The sequence below is a fragment of the Desulfovibrio litoralis DSM 11393 genome (genome assembly GCF_900143255.1).
GTDB lineage: Bacteria > Desulfobacterota > Desulfovibrionia > Desulfovibrionales > Desulfovibrionaceae > Frigididesulfovibrio_A > Frigididesulfovibrio_A litoralis.
This window is the reverse complement of the sequence record NZ_FRDI01000011.1, coordinates 50,135-67,818: the sequence shown is the minus strand read 5'-3', so window position 1 is coordinate 67,818 and position 17,684 is coordinate 50,135. Positions and strand designations below refer to the sequence as shown.

The window sequence follows — 17,684 nt, the reverse complement described above, 5'->3', positions numbered from 1 at the left end:
TTATCTTTGATTTAAGTCTCTTTTTTTATAATAAGTTATATTAATTTATTTTTTTGTTTAAATTAACATCAGGATTATATAGCATATGGAAAGTTTTTTGGAGTGGTTTTCGGCACACCTTAATTTAATGTCTCCAACCGTATTTTTTCAACAGTTGCTGAATGGCTTGATGTTGGGTTCGCTTTATGGTTTGGTTGCTATCGGCTATACTATGGTTTATGGTATTTTAAGGCTGATTAACTTTGCTCATGGCGATATTTTTATGCTTGGGGCATATTTTGTATTTTTTATGGGAATGCCTATTGTCTTTCCGAATGAGGGAATGCTTTGGTTCTTTTTACTTTGTAGTGTCATTACTTTAATTATTTGGTTTTTTAGTAGAAAACGTAATATGATAACTACACAATCTTCTCCTAGCCTTGGTTCTCGCTCTTCAAAAATTTATCTTTTTTGTGTTGTATTGTTTTTGATTGCCGGATTTGCTTCTTATACTCTAAATATGTCGATTTTGCTGCCTTGGGCTTTAGCTGTAATTCTCGCAATCATTTTTGCTTCGTGTTGTGGGGTGATTGTTGAAAAGGCCGCATATAAACCCTTAAGAAACGCACCTCGTATCTCTGCTTTAATTAGTGCCATTGCCGTATCTTTTTTAATAGAAAACCTTGCTCTTGTGTTGTTTAGCGGTGTGCCAAAGCCTGTTTATCAGCCTGAATGGTTGGTAGACTCGATTAAATTTTCCGGTTTTAGCATTTTACCGATTTCTATTTTAATTCCTTGTGTTTCTTTGAGCCTTGCGGGTTTACTTTTATGGATAGTTTATAAAACCAAACCCGGTTTGGCTATGCGAGCGATTTCTAAAGATATTGAAACAACCCGTTTAATGGGCGTTAAAGTAAACCAAATTATTGCTTTGACTTTTGCTCTAGGTTCCGCTTTAGCGGCGGCCTCCGGGATAATGTGGGCGTTACGCTATCCTCAAATTCACCCGTTTATTGGTGTATTACCCGGTTTTAAGGCTTTTATCGCCGCTGTTTTTGGTGGAATTGGTTCTATCCAAGGGGCAATTGTCGGTGGCTTATTCTTAGGTTTTGTAGAAATTATGACAGTAGCCTTTTTCCCGAGCCTCTCCGGTTATCGTGATGCTTTTGCGTTTGTCTTGCTTATTGTTATTTTATTAATTAAACCCACCGGACTTATGGGTGAAAAAATAGAGGATAAGATTTAATGACAGATTCAAAAATTCGCTTATTATTAAATATTTTTAGCGTTATATTACTTTTTCTAGCTATTTATTGGGCGGAAAAGTTTCTTGATGGTTATCAAATACAAGTTATTAACTTGATTGCTATAAACGCTATTTTAGCTATTTCGTTAAACTTGATTTATGGATTTACCGGGCTATTTTCTTTAGGACATGCCGGATTTATGGCGATTGGTGCTTATGTTTCGGCTTTGCTTATTTTAACGCCGGCACAAAAAGAAATGCTTTGGATTTTAGAAGAAGTTGTTTGGCCTATTTCGGTTATCCAAGCTCCATTTTTTGTTTCGGTTGTTGCCGGTGGTTTAGTCGCCGCTTTGTGTGCCTTTTTTATTGCCTTCCCTGTTTTGCGTTTGGGGGGCGATTATTTAGGTATAGCGACTTTGGGTTTTGCTGAAATTATTCGTATAGTTATTACTATGTCAAATTCTGTTACCAACGGTGCTTTGGGCTTAAAGGGTATTCCCGATTATGCCAATGTTTGGTGGAACTATATTTGGCTCGTTATCGCCGTATATTTTATTGTTAGAATATTAAACAGTAACTTTGGTAATATTTTAAAGTCCATTCGAGATGATGAAATAGCCGCGAAAGTTATGGGAATAAACGTTTTTCGTTATAAACTGTTGTCGTTCTGCATAGGGGCTTTTTTTGCCGGAGTCGGCGGCGCATTAATGGGTAGCTTGATTACAACTATCGACCCTAAAATGTTTAACTTTTTATTAACGTTTAATATTTTGATGATTGTTGTTGCCGGAGGGCTCGGCTCTATAACGGGCAGTATTGTAGGCAGTATTTTGATTACTATTTTACTGGAATGGTTGCGTTTTGTCGAAGCACCAATGGATTTATCAATCTTCACAATACCGGGTATTCCGGGCATGCGTATGGTTATTTTTTCACTCGCCCTACTCTTTATTATCTTGTTTAGACGTAAAGGTATTTTAGGAATGCGTGAATTTAACTGGGATTGGCTTCTGAAAAAGCAAAGTTCAGCCAGCTTAGTTAAAGGAGATAACTAAGATGAGCAATATCCTTGAGCTAAATGACGTAACTATTCGTTTTGGCGGAATAACAGCCGTTAAAGAACTAACCATGAATGTTCCTAAAGACAAGATAATCGGCTTAATCGGACCAAATGGAGCAGGTAAAACAACAGTTTTTAACCTTATCAGTGGTTTTTATAAGCCTACTGAGGGTGAAATCTTCTTTAAACAAGAAAAAATATCTGAAAAAAGTACTCACGAAATTTGCGGGCGAGGGGTTGCTCGAACCTTCCAAAACATTCGCCTTTTTACTAACCAAACAGCCTTAGAAAACGTTATGGTTGGCGGGCATGTTAGGCGAAAATATGCTTGGTGGACTATTCCTTTATGCCTTCCCAGTGCTATGAAAGAAGAAAGAGAGATTAGACGCAACGCTTATGAACTCTTAGAGCGATTAAGTTTAGCAGAATATGCCGACGAACTTGCTACCTCTCTACCTTATGGGGCTCAAAGACGCTTGGAAATAGCCAGAGCTTTGGCGACTCAGCCTAAATTGTTATTGCTAGATGAACCTGCCGCCGGAATGAACCCTCAAGAAAGTTTAGAATTGCTTGATTTTATTAAAGAAATTCGCTCTGAGTTTGATTTAAGTATTTTGTTAATCGAACATGATATGAAAGTAGTTATGGGCGTTTGTGAACATATTTGGGTGTTGGAATATGGTAGCTTAATTGCTAATGGCAACCCACATGAAATACAGAAAAACCCTGCTGTTATCGCCGCTTATCTTGGTGATGAGATTAATGAACTTTATGAAAATGAAAAGGAAGAACAATGCTGCGTATAACTGATCTGCATGTATGGTATGGCGGGATTCACGCTGTAAAAGGCATTTCTTTAAATATCCCCAAAGGTCAGATTGTTACTTTAATTGGTGCGAATGGTGCGGGAAAAAGCAGTACGGTGCGCGCTATTACGGGCTTGGTTAAACAGGTTTCCGGCGAGATTAATTATAAGCGTCCCAACGGCGAAAATATTAAGCTGTTGTCAAATACTATGGTAATGCTACCTGAAGATATTGTTAAAGTCGGAATAGCCATGAGCCCTGAGGGACGACGTATTTTACCTCACTTAACCATTGAAGAAAATTTACAGCTTGGGGCGTATATTCGTAATGATAAAGAAGGCATCTTAAAAGATATGGATTGGGTTTATACTCTCTTTCCACGTCTTAAAGAAAGAGCCTGGCAAAAAGGCGGAACTTTATCAGGCGGAGAACAACAAATGCTTGCCGTGGGTAGGGCGTTAATGAGTAACCCCGACCTATTGATTTTAGATGAACCTTCTTTGGGCTTAGCACCTATTTTAGTGCGTGAGCTGTTTAATACGATTTGTCAAATTAACGCTATGGGAAAAACAATTTTGTTGATTGAACAAAATGCGTTTGCTGCCTTGCATATTGCACATCGAGCCTATATTCTCGAGGTTGGTTCTATAGTCCTTGAAGGCGAAGGCAAAAAACTTTTGACCGACCCAAAAGTAAAAAGTGCTTATCTTGGCGGTTAGTTCTTGGCGACTAGTTCTTGGCGAATATTTTTTTGAGACTATTGTACAATAGGTTCAAATTGGCTTCATTCATGAATACATAAAATGCCCAAATAAAGTAAAAACTAAACTTTATTTGGGCATTTTTTATAACTTATATCTTGGGTTTAAACAGGCACAACGATTTGAGTCAATATTTCTTCAGGCTTTACTACATCAGGGTCGTTTAAATATATTTCACGAATAGGGCCATTTTTTACTTTTTCATTTCCATTAATCCAAGTAAAAAGCTTACAATAGCTAGGTTCTGTTGTATTATACGGACCTTTGTGAATAATACTTGCACCGCCTTGAACAGCCTCTATGGTTTTTATTTTATCTTTTAGCTTAGCTATATTAGGAGAAACAGGCAGGCAAACTTCAGTATCAATATGTTTAGGATCAAAATCTTCACAGTAATATAAAGCAAAAGGTGGCGCCATCATGGCGGCTTCGGCTTCTGTTAGTTCGTTAAGTAAATCAGTAAATACTTTTCCCATATCTTCGGCTATTGTTTCTAAACTTGTGATAAAGCGTTTTGAAATCACTGTTGTAGCCGGTAAGTCTAAAATGGTAATATCTTGATTCATTATCTATCCTTTAAAATGTTAAGTAATAGGTTAAAATTAAACAAAAAAATATTTAACTATCTTATACAGTTTATATTTTTTGTATATAAAAAGTTTTGCAGAAAAAACTACCATTTTTTAGTATTTTATGTTTTATAAAAATATGCTATTTATTAAAAATAACGCAATGCTCTTAAGTAGGAAAAAACAGTGCATAATCTATTAAAAAAAATAAGTTTAATTTGTATATTTTTACTGCCTTTATTAACAACTTCTTGTGCCAGAGAAAAACAAGGCGTTGATGCAGGATTTCCCGGTTCGAATCAGAAAGCAGTCAACTTAAATGTTAAAATAGATAATCCCTATCCGCCAATCCCTATTGTTTGTAAGGATTTAAAAGATTATCCTCAAGACTTACTTTATTTTGCCAAGCACAATAAAGGTTATAACCTCAATGCTCCTTTAGTGAGTTTTGCCGAACAGTTATCGCATGATGAAAAAAGCAACCAGCGTTTTTTGCGTGCTTGGAAGGATTTAAGCAAGTTACCACCAGCTAAAGAAATATTTATAGGACAACGCTATTTAAACCCAAAGCGTGGCTTTGATAAAAACAAACAGCCTTTTTCTTTGGCTACTTGGGCAAATTTAGAGGCAAATTGCAATGTTAAAGCCTATCCTGCTCGCACCTTTAATGCAATCACCGTTAAAAATACGCCTTTAAGGTTGATGCCCACTTATGATCCATTTTTATTGAGTCCAAATGTATATAGCGACGGAGCTCCTTTTGACTACTTTCAAAACTCCATGCTTTGGTTAGGCACGCCCGTTAAAGTCTTGCATTTAAGTGCTGATGGACATTGGGCTTTGCTTTCAACCCCGGCTGCCAGTGGTTGGACCTATGTTGAAAATATCACTGAGGTAGATGAAAGTTTTGAAGCAGAATGGCGAAACAGTAAATGGGCGGCGGTGATTCAAGATCAAGTTCCTTTAAACTTTGAGAACAAAAAAATCCAAGAATTTGGCGTAAAAGCACAACTCGGAACAATTTTACCTATCGCAAAAAAGGGACATAAAGGTTCGTTAACCCTTAAAGTGCCTGTTAAAGGCAGTGATGGAAAAGCAAAAATTGCTTTAGCTAACTTTCATGGAGACGAAGCTGTTGTAAAACCTTTGGCTTTAACTCCGAATAATATTGCCAGAGTCGGAAACGCCATGATTGGTCAGCCTTATGGTTGGGGCGGCTATAAAGAACTGCGTGATTGTTCGGCGACCACTAAAAATCTTTATGCGATTTTTGGTATGTGGTTACCTCGAAATTCTGCCGCACAAGCGAGCTGGGGCAAGGTTATTAACCTTAAAGGTATGACCGCTCAAGAAAAAGAAGCCATTATCGCCAAAGATGCTATTCCGTTTAAATCTTTAATCTGGATGCCGGGGCATATTGGCGTTTATATTGGTAACCACCCTAAGACTAAGCGACCTGCTTTTTTTCATAATGTTTGGGGAATTCGCATGAAATCAGGTTTGAATTCCGTTCAAGTCAACCCTGAAACCAACGAAACTTTAAATGAAGAAAATGCCGAAGATAGTGATACTTGTGATGTAAATATTTTTAACGGGCGTTTGATTATTGGGCGAGCTGTGGTTAGTTCTTTGGCTCCGGGGGCGGAGTTGCCTCAAGTTGCGAGTACTAATGGCTTATTAGACCGCATTGAGCGTATTGTGATTTTACCTGAGGTGGAAAATAAAACCCCTGTGGTCAGCAAAAAAGCTGTTTCCAAGAAAAAAAGCAAGAAAAAAACTAAAGGCAATAAAGCCAAAAGCAGCAAAGCTAAAAAATCCCAAAAAAGCTCAAAGAACAAAAAAACTAGCGGCAAAAAGAAATAAAAAAATGGAATAAAAAACCAGTGAATAGTATAAATAAAAAATATCTTTGCATTTGTTTGAGCGAATTGTCTAGTTATGAATAAGCCTGTTTTAAAACATACTTTCGCTTTAATTACGCATGGTTGCAGAGTTAACCAGTATGAGAGCGAAGCCATTATTGAAGCGTGGCTTAAAGCCGGTTGGAGTCAAGTTGAGCCTGATGTCGCTGAGTTGATTGTTTTGACGAGTTGTGCAGTAACAGCGAGAGCGGTCAGTTCAGCTCGTAGGGCCTGTTTAGCCTTACATCAAGCAAATCCGCAAGCTAAAATGATTTTTACGGGCTGTGCGGCGACTTTAGAAGAATTCATGATTTTATCAGGCGATAATATTAATCAAGATAAAAAAATAGAACAGCCCCTTTTAAAAACGAAATTACATGCGAGTTTAAGGCCGGAAGAAAAAGATTTATTGCTAAAACTCCCTGAACTTGATTTTAATTTGCTTGAAGCTCAAAAAACAAGAAGAGAGCTATTTGAAAGTCAAAATAAAAATGCTTTGGGACAAAGAGTTGACCTGCCTTTTCCTGCATTTAAAATGCATACACGCCAACGCAGTCGGGCAACGATTAAAATTCAAGACGGCTGTTCTCACGGTTGTGCTTATTGCATTGTGCCTTTTACTCGTGGGGTAAGTCGTAGCCGCGAGTTTGATGATATTATCAATGAAGCCAAAGCCTTAGTGAACGGCGGTTTAAGCGAAATAGTTTTAAGCGGTATTAATTTAAGACAATTCAAGCCGAGTTTATGGCAGTTAATTCCTCAATTAGAACAGGCTTTAGTTGAATTTAAACCGGAAAAAACCTTGCGTATTCGTCTTAGCTCGCTTGACCCGGCTCAACTTACCACAGAAGCCCTTGATTGCATTGCAAACAGCAGGATTTTAGTTCCACATTTACATTTGTCTTTACAAAGTGGTTCTGCCGAAACTTTAGTGCGTATGAAGCGTGGGCATTATCAACCTGAACAAATTAATGATTTTATTGAAAAAGTTAGTCAAATTTGGTCTGTCTTTGGTCTTGGTGCGGATATTTTAGTGGGCTTTCCCGCTGAAACAGAAAGGGAATGGCTGGAAAATATGTGTTTTATTGATAAGCTACCGTTAAGTTATGCCCATGTATTCCCTTATTCCAAACGCCCCGGAACTTTGGCGGCAACTTATCCGAATCAACTTAAAAAAGATTTAATTAAAGAACGTGCGAAACAGATGCGTGATTTAATTGAGTTAAAAAAACAAAGTTTTTTAAAGCGTCTGTTTGATTTAAAAATAGCTCAGGCACTTGTTTTTGAATTAAATTCAAGTCAACTCGATAAGCGAAACGGAAAAAAAGGCGTGAGTCAGTTTTTTGTTGATTGTTTTTGGGAAAGCAGTAAACAAGAACAGATGGCGTTTGAAAAAACTTTTGGTATTGCAAATATAATACAGACCGAAATTATGCGGATAAACGACGAGGTTTTAATTGTTAAGCCTCTTGATTAATTAATTTTTTAACATTATAATTAAATTGTGGCATCAACACTTTTTACTTTTAACGGAGTTAAATATGTCAGCAGTTGCAAAAAATATTCAAGAAATTATTAAAAATGCATCATGGATTCGTCGCATGTTTGAAGCAGGTATTGCTTTAAAAAAAGAATTTGGGGAAGAAGCGGTTTGTGATTTTAGCTTAGGAAACCCCGACCTCGCACCACCTGAAATCATTGCTAAAGAATTAAAACGCTTGTCGGAAAATGCGACTAAGCCGTTTGCTTTCGGATATATGCCTAATGCGGGCTTGCCTGTTTTGCGAGAAGCGTTGGCAAAACACTTAAGTAAAGAACAAGGTGTTGAATTAACTGCTAATGAAATTATCGCTACTGTTGGTGCGGCCGGTGGTTTAAACACTATTTTTCGTACTATTTTGGAGCATGGAGACAAAATTTTAGGTATTTCGCCAAACTTTGTTGAATATGGTTTTTATGTAGGTAATTATGGCGGAGTTTTTGAAACAGTGGCTTCAAAACCTGATACTTTTGAGCTTGATTTAGAGGCGATTGAAAAAGCCTTAACGCCAAAAACTAAAGCTTTAATGATGAACTCACCCAATAATCCAACAGGGCAAATTTATTCAGCCGAAAGCCTAAAAGCCTTGGCCGCAATATTAAAAAAGAAAAGTGCTGAATTCGGTTATGATATTTATCTTATTTCTGATGAACCTTATCGTTTTCTCACTTATGATAATGCGATTGTTCCGCCAATTTTAAGCATATATTCCGCCTCTATGGTTGTTAACTCTGCTTCTAAAAGTTTATCTTTACCCGGTGAACGTATTGGTTTTATTGCCCTTTCTCCATTAATGAAAGAAAGAGCCGAACTTATGGCGGGCTTAACTTTAGCTTCTCGTATTTTAGGCTTTGTAAATCCGCCGGTTGTGGGACAATATCTCATGTTAGCCGGCTTGGAATCGCAGGTTGATGCCTCTGTTTATGCTCGTCGCAGGGCATTAATGGCAGAAGTTTTAACCAAGGCAGGTTATGAATTTTTCATGCCGAAAGGTGCGTTTTATTTCTTTGTTAAAGCACCTAACGCTCAAAAAGGCAAATTAGGCGATGACGTGGCTTTTGTGAATGGACCTTTATTAAAAGAAAAAATATTGGCTGTGCCGGGTTCTGGCTTTAATGGTGCGGGTTATTTTCGCTTGGCTTTTTGTGTTGACGAAGCGGTTATTAAACGCTCGGAAGCCGGCTTTAAAAGAGCATTAGACAGCGTTAAGTAGTTATTTTTATATAGTTATGTAAACAAAAAGAAAAAGACCACGAGAGTTTGTTTCGTGGTCTTTTTGTATTATTAACATAAGGTTATTTTTTTCTGCGAAAAACCCAGTCGCCTTGATTATATCCGTCATTATAATATAAAAAACCGTTAAATATTGCCATGACTGGAGTATCATATGAGTATCGCCCTTTTATTGACAGAACACCTTTATCATTGACTTGTCTTAAACTAATTTCTTTATCATTCTGACCTTGACGTATAACTTTATTATTGTAAAAAGTTATGGCTACTTTGTTTCCACCAATAACTTTTATATTTACACTTAATTCTTTTGTACTTGCCGTCATGCCTTTTCTAACATCTTTCCATTCTCCGCCTGACGATGTTTTGTATTGTTCCATTGTTTTATCAATGTCAAAAACCCAATCGCCCTGTAGGGCTAAAACTTCCGGCATGGTGGCGTTTCTGTCATATTTTTCGAAGACAATAAAATCTTTTGTGGGTGGTGTTGTTCCCCAGTCAATAAGAACTGTGCGTTTGCCTTCCTTTTCGGGAAAAAAAGTGAATGTACTGATATCAACTTGTATGACTATGTTGTTATTTATAAGCTTAGGGTTTGCTATAGGGGTAATCGTTGTTAATCTGGGGTCTTCGTCCTCATCAGGGCATTCATAGTGAAAAGTATAAGTATTTTTTCTTGCATCTATCGTAAAGACCATACAGCCTATGGGGACAGACTCAACCATATTGTTTTTTCGATTATACTCATAAGTTGCTTTCATATCTGCTCGCCAACTGCCATCTATTTTTTGTAATAGATTGGAATTGTCGTCTGAATATGCTTGATTGACCGTCATAAAAAAACAAACAAGCAAAACAGCAATATTCATAAAACGAGAATATAAAACTGTTTTGCTTGTGATAGACATTATTTTTTTCTTTTTTTGTAATGTATAATTATATAACTATTGGTTTAAACAAAGTTTAATAAGCTCATTTGCATAACCATGGAAGATGACTTTAAAACTGCGTTATAAGCGAGTTGTTGTTGAGCCAAGCGAGTCATTAGTTCGCTTAAATCAGCATCTTCAATGGTGCTTAGTCCTTCTTTGCTAGCATCTACTCTAAATGAAGTGATGTAATCAATAGTTGATAGGCGTTCTGATCTTCCACCAACGTTAGCGGCGGCAGTCAGAATTTGGTTATGAGAAGTGTTTAAAGCTTCGAGTGCGGTTTGACAACCCTCTTGAGAGTTGGTTTCAAGAGCGGCAATAAAACGCCCAACAACTTCAAAAAGGTTATTTTCTTCGCCTTCTCCGGCAGGATATTTATCTGTGCCTGCTGGTAATTTATCTTTGATTGCCGGAATTGGAAAGGTCGGGTCAAAGTCCTCAGGCCTTCTACTTGGGCTATAAATACCGCCAAAAATATCTTTACCAATGTTGTTGACTCTTATTGATTCATCAGGACCGACTTCAAAAAAGATGTCGGCTCTTTCGGGGTGAATCATATATTGTGCGTTGATGTCGGTAGTTACAACAGGTTGACCGGCGGGAAAGTCTAAAAATCCACCGGGAACAGGCAGGCGAGTTTCGCCCGTGGCGTTAATCGGAGCAGAGGCTTTAATCCAATCTTTACCGTCGTTCATACTGTAAGAATAAGTTACTGTTCCGCCGCTTATTTCTTGAATTCTAACGGCTATATCACGTTCAAAAAATCCGCTCGCCTTGGCAGTAGAAACTCCCGCACTTGGATAAGAACGTACAACAGGTGGAAGATCGTTGGTATCACCGTGATAAACAGCTGTTGGACGAATATACATCCAAGTTCCGTTATTACTGTCTTTATCATTGGTTATATCTACGGAAGTAACGGTTGGGGCGTAAGGAACAGTCCCTGATGCGGAACGCATCTCTACTTTTCCACCGGCCGCAGGCAAAGTTAAAGCAAAAGGGTCGCTACTTGTGCCGGTTCCGCTTACTGTTCCGTCAATACTCCAATTTTTACCGCCGTCTATAGAATAACGGAATGTTGAACCGGTATTTAGTGGGCCATCAGAAGTAAATTGAACTATTGTTGTAAGGTGAGTTGCACCGGAAACAACATTATATAAAGTATCGTCTAAATTTGAATCTTTTGTGCTAACGTTTAAGCCGAGAGAGTAGGCCGGTTGATCTGTTTTATGTCCTGCAAATATTTTGCGTCCGCCATATTCAGAGTTTGCTAAGTTGATTAATGTTCCCATTAATTCACGTACTTGAACGGCAATTTGTTTACGGTTTTCAGCTGATACAGTGCTGGTAGATGATTGATTGGCGAGGGCTTTGAGCGTTGTAATAATTCCGCTTACCCCTGAGCTTGCGTCAGATAAAGCAGAATCAGCCATTTTTAGCCAACCCGCCGCTTCTTTGATATTTGTTTGGTTAAATGATAACGCTGTGATTTCAGAGCGATATGATAAAATACGTGCCATACCGACGGGGTCATCAGATGGACGGTTAACCTTTTTTTGGCTTGAAGCCTGAAGGTTTGATTCCATCAGCCCTGAGAGGGTATTATTCATATTGCCGATAGTGCTTTGAAATATTTGACGTTGTGAAACTCTTAAGCCCATTATAGACCTCTCTTAATTTTTTAGAGACAAAACAGTTTGTAACATTTGGTCTGCGGTTGTGATCAACTTGGCAGCCGCTTTGTATGATGATTGATATTTAATCAAGTTTGCCATTTCTTCATCTAAGTTAACGCCACGTATTTCTTCTTGGCGTGAATCTAAATCGCTTGCCATTGTACGGTTCATTTGTGCGTTAAACGACGCTGCGGAGGTGTTTGCACCCACTTGAGCTACTATTCCGTTGTAATAAGTACCAAGAGTTTGACTCATCGGGCGTTCAAAAGATGCTCTAATAGAAACCTTTGTACTGGCAAGATCACCAATAGCCTTGGCGGTTATGTTGTCTCCACCGTTGGCTTCTGCTCCGCCGTTAATGCGGGCTGCGTTAATCAGGTTAAGATTAACCCCGATCTCATCTCTAATTGCAAGACTTTGAGGGTTTTCGCCGCCACTGAAAAAGGTGTTTACGCCAAGGGCTGCTAAAATTCCGCTAGTATCATCAACCATTCCAAAAGTTGTTTGGTTTGGATCTGTAGGATTTATTTGTAATCTTCCGTCAACGACGGCGGCATTCAATAAAGGCTGGTTTGTATTTGGGTCTAGAAAGCTGTTATTAATTGCTGTAGCAACATCGTCCAAAGAATGTATTGTTGGGTCAAAACCGTTACCAAACGCACTTAATTTATGGCTAAAATCAAGAGCTTTCGACATAATCGGGTCGCCGGTTGTTTTATCGTAAATAAAAAATGTTACGTTTCCGGGTTTAACGCTTTCAACTTGTCCCGTTGTCGCATTATACTGCACGTTTGCAAGTTGGTTTAAACGATCACGCCAAGCTAAGGTTGATGCGTCTGAACCGAGAGGGATATTAGAATCGCGTACTTGATAAGTTCCCAAAAGATAACTGAGTTTTTCGGTACCTGTACCTTGGCTGTGAAGGCGGTTTACTTCCCAAGTTAAACTTTGAGCAAAGGCTTGAAGTTTATCTCTTATCTTGCCTATTTCGTAATCACGAGTGATTAATAAACCGGCTATAGCTCCGCCCGTCATACGTCCTTCACGGTCGCTTCCATCAGGCATAATCATTGGTGTAATATTCTCAAGCCCTTTGGTCGGGTGATCATAATAAACGCCTGATTTCGGCATAACGGTAAATTTATCGCCTGCTTGCAGGGCCTCAAAGTTTTCAGAAAAAGAAACTTCGATATTATGTACCCTGACAGGGCTGTCTTTATCGGTAACATCAAAAAGCTGAACAGATCCGTCATCGTTACGCAACCAAGTACGTCCGCCGTCCAATGAAACTCTAAACTGTGCGGGAGTTGGTGGAACAGTACTGTTGTCGATCGCTTGAGTTATTTCAAGGGTATATTCGTTATAATCATCGCCAACAGCCGTTACATTTCCCGTAAAAGCAGAGTTAGGCATAAGGTCGGCTTGAGAATTGCTTGGCTTAAAGACTAAGCCAAAATGGTCGCTATCATTCACAAGAGTTTTTCCGGCACGAGTGGTGATGGAATAGTTGCCTCCCCCTCTGTCTATAACGTCTATATCAATGATAGAAGAGAGTTTTCTGGTGGCTTCGTCTCTTGCGTCCATTAAGGAGTTGGCGTTATTTTTTCCCGGATCGTTGTGTATTTGAATTTGTTTATTTAGGTCTGCTATTTGTTGAATCAGCTTGTTGGCTTCTTCAACGTTTGCTTCTACTAATTTATCTATTTCTCTTTGAACTTTGACCATAGAGAGGTCAGTATCTCTGATTACCTTGGTAAAGTTGCTAGTATTGGCAAGCAAGGCAGAGCGTGTTGCCATATCGTCGGGTCTTTGAGCAATTTGTTGCCAGTCTTTTAAAAACTTATCAAACAAAGAAGAAATTCCCGGAGAGTTTGTTTCGTTGAAAATATTTTCTATACTACGAAGAATACCGTTTTGAGTTTCATAGCGGTTTTGAGAGCTATATTTATCTAAATATGATTTTTCGATAAATCTGTCGAAATAGCGATAAACTTCGGCGGCGGTTACCCCTTGTCCTATTTGACCGGGGTAAAAATCGATAGAATGATTTGCTTCAAGTCTAACTGCTTGACGTGAATAAGCTTGGTTATCAACGTTGGCGATATTGTTGCCGGTTACGTTAATTGCGGCTTGACTGGCAAAGAGGGCTCCGTTACCAATATTTAAAAGACTGTTTAAACCAATAGCCATTATAACCTCCCTCTAAAGAGAACAGCTTCCGGACGTTGTTCTTTAACCAGTCCTTTGTCGCCGTAGATAGTATTGTTTTTCGGAATAAAGCTGTCATGTAAAAAAGATAACATTGACTGGCTTTGATCAAGCAGAGCGAGAGATATTTCCGTATTAAAAGTTGCTTGTCTTGCTGTTGTTTGTTCAAGTTTATCTATTTTATGAAACAGGGAGCGTAACTCTTCCGCTTCTTCCTCAGGTAGTAAGTTAGCATAATCAAGTAAAGTTATATCACCAAGAAGATTGCGAAGATCAAGTCTTTCGCCGGCTATCTGGCGTAATAATTCGTGTATTGAAAATTCAAGATTACTGACTTCAGAACTACGTCTTTCTTGTAAAAGGGTAAATTCTTCCTGCATAAGTTCATAAAGAAGCTCAAGTGCCTTATATTGGCGGAAAAGAATGCCGTATATCTGCTTATTCATAACTTTTTCCCTTGTTTATGCGTATAATTTATCTGAATTAGACTGAGTATTTTTTTATTTTTTACTCGGCAAAGTCGTTTTTTTAAACATTAAATTCAGTATTTGTTAAGAAGTTTAAGGGATTTAAAGCGAGTTCACCCTTTCTGACTTCAAAATATAAACTGTTTGGTTGATTTTGTTCGTCTGTTGAAAGTTTAGCAAAATTAGTGCCAGATAAAATTTGGTCTCCGACTTGTGGTTGAGATCCGTTTGTATTTTGGTTTAGTTTTGCGTTTCCGTAATAACTTTTTAAACCGTTTTTATGGTCTACAACTATAAGATCGCCGTATTCATCGTGTTTCCCTGCGAAAGCTAACTCGCCGTCCATAAAAGCAGAAACCTCTTTGGCTTCATTAGCGGCAAGGGTTACTCCCGTATTCCAAATCTTTTCACCCTTTATATTTTCCTGCCAACCAAAGTTTGAACTTAGTTTGGCGTCTTTAAGCGGTAGTTGCCCCTTGGTTTGGGTATTTTCGCTTACGGGAACTTGTTGGCTTTGGCTGAGATTTGGTTGCGGTTGTAAAGTTGTGCGACCAAAGACGGCCGGTGCGGAGTTTGATCCGAGAGAACGCTCTTGAATCCTTGCACCTTGTACGGCTTGAGGCGGTTCTACTATGATTTTAGAACCTGCCGGAACTTCGCTTTGAGCGACTTGAGCTTGTTCTGGGGTCATAGCGGAAAGAGGAACGTTATTTGCTCCGTTTGCCTGAATATTATTTTGTTTTCCAAGGGAACTGAGCTGTGCTTGCGATGCTTTCTGGCGTTCTTCTATTTTTGCTCTTACTTCAGGCGGAATAATTTGAGTACCTGTTGAGGCGGTTATTCCGTCGATTTCAGGGTTAAAAGTAGAATCCATATTGGCAATGCTTGCATTAGGGTCAATCGCCATTGCTTGAACGGCCTGCATATTGATGGGCTGTTGATTTTGTATTTGGTTATAAGGTGCGTTCATGCCGTTTTGTGCAGAATTCTGTTGTTTTTGAACTTTACGAGCCGTGCGAGCGGCAGTATTTTGAGCTTGCTTTAAAGTCTCAAGTTCCGCTTTTGCATCAGCACTTGAGGCTTGAGCATGTACTCGGTCTATCGGGCTGATACTTTGGCGAGATTGAGCCAAACTGTTTCTTGGTGAAGTAACTCTACCAATGGCAGAAGGTTGTTTTGGAACATTTTCGCCTAAATTAGCTACAGGTTGTTGTAAAGGTTGTGCTACTTGTGCTACTTGTGCGGTTTGTATATTCGCATTATTCATTGCGGCTTGAGTTTTTGAGAAAATCTCCAAATCAGAAAGGGCGTTGTTTATAAGTTTTTCGTCTTCTGATTCTTCTTTGGGAATTGCTTCAAGTTGTTCGTCTAATGCGGAATATAACGCACTATTGGCGGCACTCACGTTATTAAGAAGATTTAACGAATCTTGTCCTTGATTATAATAAGCCTGATAATTGATTGGAGGAGTTTGCAAAACTTCCAAACGAGTTGGCTCTATAGGTAAAGGCTCATATCTTTTGTTTGGGGTTTTTGTTCTGGCGCTGTCTCCGAGCTGTTGACTAAGTTGCTCATAAAGCATATCGCCAAGACCTATTCCACCCGCACTCGACATTTTTTTTGCGAATTCCTGATCGAACATAGATTGATAAATTTCTTCATCTTTACTGTGGAGATAACCTTCTTTGGGAACGGTTTTACGCATTTGTTCCCACATTTTTTGAATAAAGATGGATTCAAAACCCTCACAAGCTTCACGTAATTTCTTTTCTTTGCTTTGTTCGGGAACTAAATTGCTTCGCAGGGCATCAAGTTGTATCTTTTTTTCGACCATATTTTGGTCTGATACGGCGTGTTGTGCCATAGCACTATCCATTGGGTTACTCATTTAGATTACCTCCAAATCGGCATGTAAAGAGCCGGAAGCTTTTAATGCCCTTAAGATGGATATTAAGTCTCTTGGGGTTGCGCCAACAGCGTTTAAACCGTCGACCAATTCCTGTAAAGTTGCACCTTCCATTAAGATAAGGCGACGTTTTTCTTCGTTAAGCATGATGTCTGTTTGTGGTGTAACAACGGTTTGTCCTTGGCTAAACGGAGCAGGTTGAGAAACTTGTTGCCCTTCTTTTACTATTAGCTGTAGGTTTCCGTGTGCAACCGCCACTTTAGAAACACGCACATCACGTCCGAGTACGATAGTTCCCGTTTTTTCATCAACAATGATTTTTGCCGGAAGATCGGGAGTAATTTCAATATTTTCAAGTGATGCCATGAGTGGAACTAAATTGCCTCTAAAGTCAGTAGGAATCTGTAAATTTATAGTAGAAGCATCTTTGGGAGCTGCAAAAATGCCGCCGAGAGCCTCGTTAATTCTTTCGGCAATTTGGTTTGTTGTGCTGAAATCAGCGGCGTGCATGGCGAGTACGATATGGTCTTGTTGGTTAAATTCAAAAGGAATGGATTTTTCAATTATTGCTCCCCCGGGAATACGCCCGACGGTTGTAATATTTTTTTGAGCTGTTCCCGCAACGCCTTCAACGGAAATACCACCTAGTGCCAAAGAGCCTTGTGCTAGTCCGTAAACTTTTCCGTCTACCCCTTTTAGAGGGGTTTGTAATAAAACTCCGCCTAAAAGACTTGTGGCATCACCTATTGATGAGACAGTAACGTCTATAGTGGAACCGGGTTTGGCAGAAACAGGCATGCGAGCTGTTACCATAACAGCAGCAACGTTTTTTGGTTTCATTAGCCTCGGGTCAACGTTAACGCCCATTTTTTCAAGCATACTAACCATAGAACGCATGGTAAAATTCGAATCTTTTTTGTCGCCTGTTCCTCCAAGACCTACAATAAGACCATAGCCAACAAGTTGGTTGTCTCGTACTCCACTAAAAGAAGCGAGGTCTTTTATTCTTACTGCGTGAGCAAGATCAGGCGTGCTTAAAGTTAAAACACAGCAAAAAAGGATGAGAAGTTTAAAATAACGTTGGATAAATAAGCTTAAAAATGCTGGGAACATTTTTGTTCTCCTAAATATAAGAATAAAATCAAGGTTAGAGTTATGAAAAATTACTAATAGTCAATTGATAAAATTAAAAATTGTTAAAACGGCCAGATATTGTCCATTAAACGAGTAAGCCAGCCGGTTTTTTGTTTAGCAAGGGGGATACCTTTTCCGTAATATTCTATTTTAAGATCAGCGACTTGAGTTGAGAGAATAGAGTTGTCTGAGGCAACGTCGTTTGATCTTGCCATTCCCGTAACGACCATATATTGAGTTTCGGCGTTAACTTTAACTTCTCTCGC

15 protein-coding genes are annotated in these 17,684 nt (G+C 38.8%); 7 read left to right on the top strand and 8 right to left on the bottom strand.

Features of this window, described 5'->3' with window-relative positions; all coding sequences use genetic code 11:
* Window positions 1-127 precede the first annotated feature (127 nt).
* Genes BT999_RS09945 through BT999_RS09930 form a run of 4 tightly spaced genes read left to right on the top strand, consistent with a single transcriptional unit; the run spans window position 128 to window position 3,810 of the window.
* Window positions 128-1,225: a branched-chain amino acid ABC transporter permease gene (locus BT999_RS09945; RefSeq protein WP_072697659.1), complete on the top strand. Its 1,098-nt coding sequence runs from the start codon at window positions 128-130 to the stop codon at window positions 1,223-1,225.
* The gene (locus tag BT999_RS09940) at window positions 1,225-2,280 is read left to right on the top strand and encodes a branched-chain amino acid ABC transporter permease (RefSeq protein WP_072697641.1); all 1,056 of its coding nucleotides are present in this window, start codon (window positions 1,225-1,227) and stop codon (window positions 2,278-2,280) included. Before BT999_RS09945 ends, BT999_RS09940 begins: the two co-directional genes overlap by 1 nt.
* A gap of 1 nt (window position 2,281) precedes the next feature.
* Window positions 2,282-3,091 carry an ABC transporter ATP-binding protein gene (locus BT999_RS09935; protein ID WP_072697640.1) on the top strand — a complete coding sequence of 270 codons (810 nt, stop codon included), beginning with the start codon at window positions 2,282-2,284 and terminating at the stop codon, window positions 3,089-3,091.
* Window positions 3,079-3,810, top strand: coding sequence for an ABC transporter ATP-binding protein (locus BT999_RS09930; protein ID WP_072697639.1), 732 nt, complete (start codon window positions 3,079-3,081; stop codon window positions 3,808-3,810). The genes BT999_RS09935 and BT999_RS09930 overlap by 13 nt, the downstream gene beginning before the upstream one ends.
* Window positions 3,811-3,956: 146 nt before the next feature.
* On the opposite strand, the gene BT999_RS09925 is transcribed toward BT999_RS09930, so the two are convergent.
* On the bottom strand, window positions 3,957-4,418 hold the full coding sequence (locus tag BT999_RS09925; protein WP_072697638.1) for a GyrI-like domain-containing protein: 462 nt from the start codon (window positions 4,416-4,418) through the stop codon (window positions 3,957-3,959).
* Between the two features lie 189 nt (window positions 4,419-4,607).
* Here BT999_RS09925 and BT999_RS09920 point away from each other — a divergent pair, with 189 nt between their 5' ends.
* From BT999_RS09920 to BT999_RS09910, 3 genes are all read left to right on the top strand, one after another.
* Window positions 4,608-6,284: an SH3 domain-containing C40 family peptidase gene (locus BT999_RS09920; protein ID WP_072697637.1), complete on the top strand. Its 1,677-nt coding sequence runs from the start codon at window positions 4,608-4,610 to the stop codon at window positions 6,282-6,284.
* 75 nt (window positions 6,285-6,359) lie between these two features.
* On the top strand, window positions 6,360-7,799 hold the full coding sequence (locus BT999_RS09915) for a radical SAM protein (protein ID WP_072697636.1): 1,440 nt from the start codon (window positions 6,360-6,362) through the stop codon (window positions 7,797-7,799).
* A gap of 64 nt (window positions 7,800-7,863) precedes the next feature.
* A complete protein-coding gene (locus BT999_RS09910; RefSeq protein ID WP_072697635.1) occupies window positions 7,864-9,075 on the top strand; it encodes a pyridoxal phosphate-dependent aminotransferase in 1,212 nt (403 codons plus the stop codon).
* 82 nt (window positions 9,076-9,157) lie between these two features.
* On the opposite strand, the gene BT999_RS09905 is transcribed toward BT999_RS09910, so the two are convergent.
* The 7 genes from BT999_RS09905 to BT999_RS09875 all read right to left on the bottom strand — a co-directional run.
* Window positions 9,158-10,003 (bottom strand): hypothetical protein, encoded by an 846-nt coding sequence (locus BT999_RS09905; RefSeq protein ID WP_072697634.1) that lies wholly within the window; start codon window positions 10,001-10,003, stop codon window positions 9,158-9,160.
* A gap of 44 nt (window positions 10,004-10,047) precedes the next feature.
* The gene (locus tag BT999_RS09900; RefSeq protein WP_072697633.1) at window positions 10,048-11,688 is read right to left on the bottom strand and encodes a flagellin N-terminal helical domain-containing protein; all 1,641 of its coding nucleotides are present in this window, start codon (window positions 11,686-11,688) and stop codon (window positions 10,048-10,050) included.
* A 12-nt stretch (window positions 11,689-11,700) separates the two neighbouring features.
* On the bottom strand, window positions 11,701-13,893 hold the full coding sequence (flgK, locus tag BT999_RS09895) for a flagellar hook-associated protein FlgK (RefSeq protein WP_084650680.1): 2,193 nt from the start codon (window positions 13,891-13,893) through the stop codon (window positions 11,701-11,703).
* The gene (flgN, locus tag BT999_RS09890) at window positions 13,893-14,357 is read right to left on the bottom strand and encodes a flagellar export chaperone FlgN (protein WP_072697632.1); all 465 of its coding nucleotides are present in this window, start codon (window positions 14,355-14,357) and stop codon (window positions 13,893-13,895) included. The genes flgK and flgN overlap by 1 nt, the downstream gene beginning before the upstream one ends.
* 82 nt (window positions 14,358-14,439) lie before the next feature.
* Window positions 14,440-16,266 (bottom strand): rod-binding protein, encoded by a 1,827-nt coding sequence (locus tag BT999_RS12555; RefSeq protein WP_072697631.1) that lies wholly within the window; start codon window positions 16,264-16,266, stop codon window positions 14,440-14,442.
* The gene (locus BT999_RS09880) at window positions 16,267-17,397 is read right to left on the bottom strand and encodes a flagellar basal body P-ring protein FlgI (protein WP_072697630.1); all 1,131 of its coding nucleotides are present in this window, start codon (window positions 17,395-17,397) and stop codon (window positions 16,267-16,269) included.
* Window positions 17,398-17,480: 83 nt separating this feature from the next.
* A partial coding sequence (locus BT999_RS09875; RefSeq protein ID WP_178139342.1) for a flagellar basal body L-ring protein FlgH occupies window positions 17,481-17,684 on the bottom strand: 204 nt, incomplete at its 5' end.